The sequence below is a fragment of the Streptococcus sp. 2021WUSS109 genome (genome assembly GCF_044427305.1).
In the GTDB taxonomy this organism is placed as follows: Bacteria; Bacillota; Bacilli; order Lactobacillales; family Streptococcaceae; genus Streptococcus; species Streptococcus suis.
The window spans coordinates 1-3850 of the sequence record NZ_JAOTGF010000046.1; the positions used below are offsets into that span (position 1 = coordinate 1).

At 38.9% G+C, this 3850-nt stretch carries 4 protein-coding genes; all 4 read left to right on the top strand.

The annotated features are described in order from the left end of the window. Window positions 1-330: 330 nt before the first annotated feature. The 4 genes from ODU37_RS10570 to sodA all read left to right on the top strand — a co-directional run bounded on the left by ODU37_RS10570 (window position 331) and on the right by sodA (window position 3696). Complete coding sequence (locus tag ODU37_RS10570) at window positions 331-1086, top strand: epoxyqueuosine reductase QueH (protein WP_105158975.1); 756 nt, start codon at window positions 331-333, stop codon at window positions 1084-1086. A 107-nt stretch (window positions 1087-1193) separates the two neighbouring features. Beyond that, window positions 1194-1796, top strand: coding sequence for a hypothetical protein (locus tag ODU37_RS10575; protein WP_024393688.1), 603 nt, complete (start codon window positions 1194-1196; stop codon window positions 1794-1796). A 149-nt stretch (window positions 1797-1945) separates the two neighbouring features. Further along, entirely contained in the window at window positions 1946-2977 is a 1032-nt protein-coding gene (holA, locus tag ODU37_RS10580) for a DNA polymerase III subunit delta (protein WP_105134815.1), read from the top strand. A gap of 113 nt (window positions 2978-3090) precedes the next feature. Beyond that, window positions 3091-3696, top strand: a complete 606-nt coding sequence (sodA, locus tag ODU37_RS10585) for a superoxide dismutase SodA (protein WP_105134816.1) — start codon at window positions 3091-3093, stop codon at window positions 3694-3696. Window positions 3697-3850: the final 154 nt, after the last annotated feature.

Below are 3850 nucleotides of genomic sequence, written 5' to 3' on the forward strand. Positions count from 1 at the left end.
GTAAAAATGAGGACAGGGAAGCCTTTTTATTTTGTCCAAATAGCCACTATTCTGGCAAAAAGACGGACTATCAGACCAATAAACAGAAAAAGACAAACATCAAGCGAGATGTTTGTCTTCATTCTGAAACTAGCAACTTGGGTTGCTAGTTTGTCCTCGTGGCTGACGCCTCTTTTTAGGTCGGAAATAGGGACCGCCGGCAGACGGTCTTCCCTTTTGTTCATTTTTAGGGACCTTTTTAGGTGGAAATGGGGAGTGTTCTCTTATGTTATTGCTATCTATGCAGTGGTCTTCAAATATAGTATAATGAATGTATATTTGGAGGTTTGTATGATTAAAGTTGAAGAGATTTTATCGACTCTATCACCGAATCAAAAGGTTAACTATGATAAAGTGTTTCAAAAAATGGCAAGCACGTGGCAGGAAGCGGGGCTTCGACCGAAAATTCTCATGCATGTCTGTTGTGCCCCATGCTCGACCTATACATTGGAGTACTTGACTCAATATGCAGATGTAACCATCTATTTTGCGAATTCCAATATTCATCCAAAGGCGGAGTACCAGCGGCGGGCAGCCGTGACGGCCCAGTTTGTCAAAGAATTTAATCAGAAAACTGGACAGTCGGTAGGCTACCTAGAAGCTGACTATAGCCCTCAGGAATTTTTCAAGAAAACTCAGCATCTCGCCAATGAGCCAGAGGGAGGAGATCGGTGTAAGGTTTGCTATGATTATCGGTTGGATAAGACTGCGGAGAAGGCAGTTGAGCTTGGTTTTGACTATTTTGGTTCGGCTTTGACAATCAGTCCACATAAGAATTCGCAGACCATAAATGCTGTTGGGATTGAGGTGCAGAAATTATACGATACCCAGTATCTTCCGAGTGACTTTAAGAAAAATGGAGGCTATCAGCGTTCAGTTCAAATGTGTGAAGAGTATAACATTTATCGCCAGTGCTATTGTGGCTGTGTCTATGGAGCCAATGCCCAAGGTGTTAATCTCATACAGGTAAAAAAAGAAGCCTTGGAATTTTTAAAAACGCACAGAGATTATTCCCACATTCCTTTCAAGGTGCTGGATAAGAATTGAGTTTTTGAGTTTAGTTTTTACTCAAGGAGCGTTTTTTCTTGCTTTCTCTATGAAATTGGTATATACTAATTCTGGTTAATATATTGTACTACTAGGAGAAAAGCAAAATGAAATTGAGAAAAGTATCGTTTATTTTAGTTACCTTTGTCATCGGTTTACTATCGTTATCAAGTGTAAAGGCGGAGACTTCAATATTTGTACCAGTAGGTCAACAGAATGTTCCGGGGGTAAAAGTAGCTCCTTTTAGAACTGGTTCAGACTCTATTCATGTCCATGTTGGCTCATTTGGTTATGTTACTGCATATATAAACGGGAAAAAGATAGATGTTCCTACAGTTAAGCATAAGTCAAAGTGTCCTAAAGAAGGGGAGGTTAATTATTTTCCACAATGCTATGAGAGAGAATGGGAAGTAAGTGGTCATCGTGCGGACGGCAGTGGAGATTATGTTGTAAAATTGAATAAGAAACTCGAAGAAGGTGATGTTGTTACATTAAAATTTGCAGACGATGGGAATTTGTATTTTGGTCAATTAGTATATAAAAGCGAAAAGAAACGAGTTGAACAGAATCAAAAGGAACAAGAGGATGAGTACGCAGATGCCTTGTTCAAACGTTCTATTGAGGAAGAAGAAAATAAGACTTGGAGAGATCGGATAAAGGATACTTTTCAAGATACTTGGTGGAATTTCAAAGGGTGGTGGAATAGCTAACAAAGGAACTGCTATTTGGGAAATAGGTCATTTGGAGTGATTATCAATTAATTTTTTCTGCCTTCCTGATATAAATTTCAATGAAAGAGTCCAGACTTTATGTCTAGGCTCTTTTTGTGGTACAATGAGAAAAGAATTTTGAGGTTTTTATGACAGTAATTGAACAGATTGAAAAATTAAAAAAAGAGAAATTAGAGCTTCTGACCGTTTTATGCGGTGAAGACATCGGACAATACCAAATAGCGAAAGACTTACTTCTGCGGAAGCTTGATTTTGATGCGGCAGATTTAGGTTTTGCCTATTTTGATATGTCGGAGGCTGATTATCATCAGGTAGACTTGGACCTAGTTTCTCTTCCCTTCTTTTCAGATGAAAAAGTAGTGATTCTTGATTATTTTGCAGATTTAACGACAGATAAAAAACGACATTTGACAGATGATGAACTCAAACAGTTTGAGGCCTATTTGGAAAATCCTGTCGAAACAACACGTTTGGTCATTCTAGCACCGGGTAAGTTAGACAGTAAGCGTCGTCTGGTCAAACTCCTCAAACGAGATGGACTAGTATTAGAAGCCAATCCTCTGAAGGAGATGGATTTGAAAAATCATTTCCAAAAGGAGATGATGCGTCTTGGATTGCAGATGGGAGGAGAGGTTTTTCAATATCTTTTAGAAAAGTCCAATTTTGATTTTGCAGAAATCAGTAAGAACCTAGTCTTTCTTCAATCTTATAAGGGAAAAGAGACGATTGAAATTTCAGATATTGATGCGGCTATCCCCAAAACACTACAAGATAATATCTTTGATTTAACACAGTTAATTCTACAATCCAAGGTAGACGAGGCTCGCAACTTAGTTCGTGACTTGCGGTTGCAAGGGGAGGAAGAGGTTAAGTTGATTGCCATCATGTTAACCCAATTTCGAACCTATCTACAGGTGCAAATACTACTAGAGCAAGGCCGAGGGGAACAGCAGATAGTAGCTGAGTTATCAACTATTATGGGGCGTAAGGTGAATCCATACCAAGTAAAGTATGCTTTGCGTGATTCACGCCATCTGTCCATTGGATTTTTGAAAAAAGTCGTCAAGCTCCTAATCGATACAGATTTTCAAATTAAAACAGGCCAATTTGATAAGGATTATTTATTTGATTTGCTATTATTAAAAATCGCGACTGCATAGTAAAAAGAGTATTCTTAGATCGAGGGTCAACCGTGGTTTCAGACAAATAAATTGAAAAGGCTCTCACATTGGAGTAAAATAGAACTATCACTTAGTATAGGAGAAAAACGAAAATGGCAATTATTTTACCAGACCTTCCATACGCATACGATGCCTTGGAACCACATATTGATGCAGAAACAATGACCCTTCACCACGATAAGCACCATGCGACTTATGTTGCAAATGCTAATGTAGCACTTGAAAAACATCCTGAAATTGGCGAAGACTTGGTAGCTCTTTTGTCAGATGTGGAGCAAATTCCAGCTGACATCCGCCAAGCTTTGATCAACAACGGTGGTGGTCATTTGAACCATGCTCTTTTCTGGGAATTGCTTTCACCTGAAAAAACAGAAATTTCAGCAGAATTGGCAGCAGATATTGATGCAACCTTTGGTTCATTTGATGCTTTCAAAGAAGCCTTCACTGCAGCAGCAACAACTCGTTTCGGTTCAGGTTGGGCTTTCTTGGTTGTTAATAAAGAAGGCAAGTTGGAAGTTATCTCAACTGCTAACCAAGACACACCAATCATGCAAGGTTTGAAACCAATCTTGGCATTGGACGTTTGGGAACATGCTTATTACCTCAACTACCGCAATGTCCGTCCAAACTACATCAAAGCCTTCTTTGAAGTAATCAACTGGGACAAGGTTAACGAACTTTATAAAGCAGCTAAATAAGAACAGTTCTCTTCCGTTTGGAAGAGATCAGAATGAAGACAAACATCTCGCTTGATGTTTGTCTTTTTCTGTTTATTGGTCTGATAGTCCGTCTTTTTGCCAGAATAGTGGCTATTTGGACAAAATAAAAAGGCTTCCCTGTCCTCATTTTTAC

Excerpts from the sequence above, each read along its gene's own strand:
- ODU37_RS10575 (WP_024393688.1), top strand. The coding sequence starts at position 1,194 with ATGAAATTGAGAAAAGTATCGTTTATTTTAGTTACCTTTGTCATCGGT.
- ODU37_RS10570 (WP_105158975.1), top strand. The coding sequence starts at position 331 with ATGATTAAAGTTGAAGAGATTTTATCGACTCTATCACCGAATCAAAAG.
- sodA (WP_105134816.1), top strand. The coding sequence starts at position 3,091 with ATGGCAATTATTTTACCAGACCTTCCATACGCATACGATGCCTTGGAA.
- holA (WP_105134815.1), top strand. The coding sequence starts at position 1,946 with ATGACAGTAATTGAACAGATTGAAAAATTAAAAAAAGAGAAATTAGAG.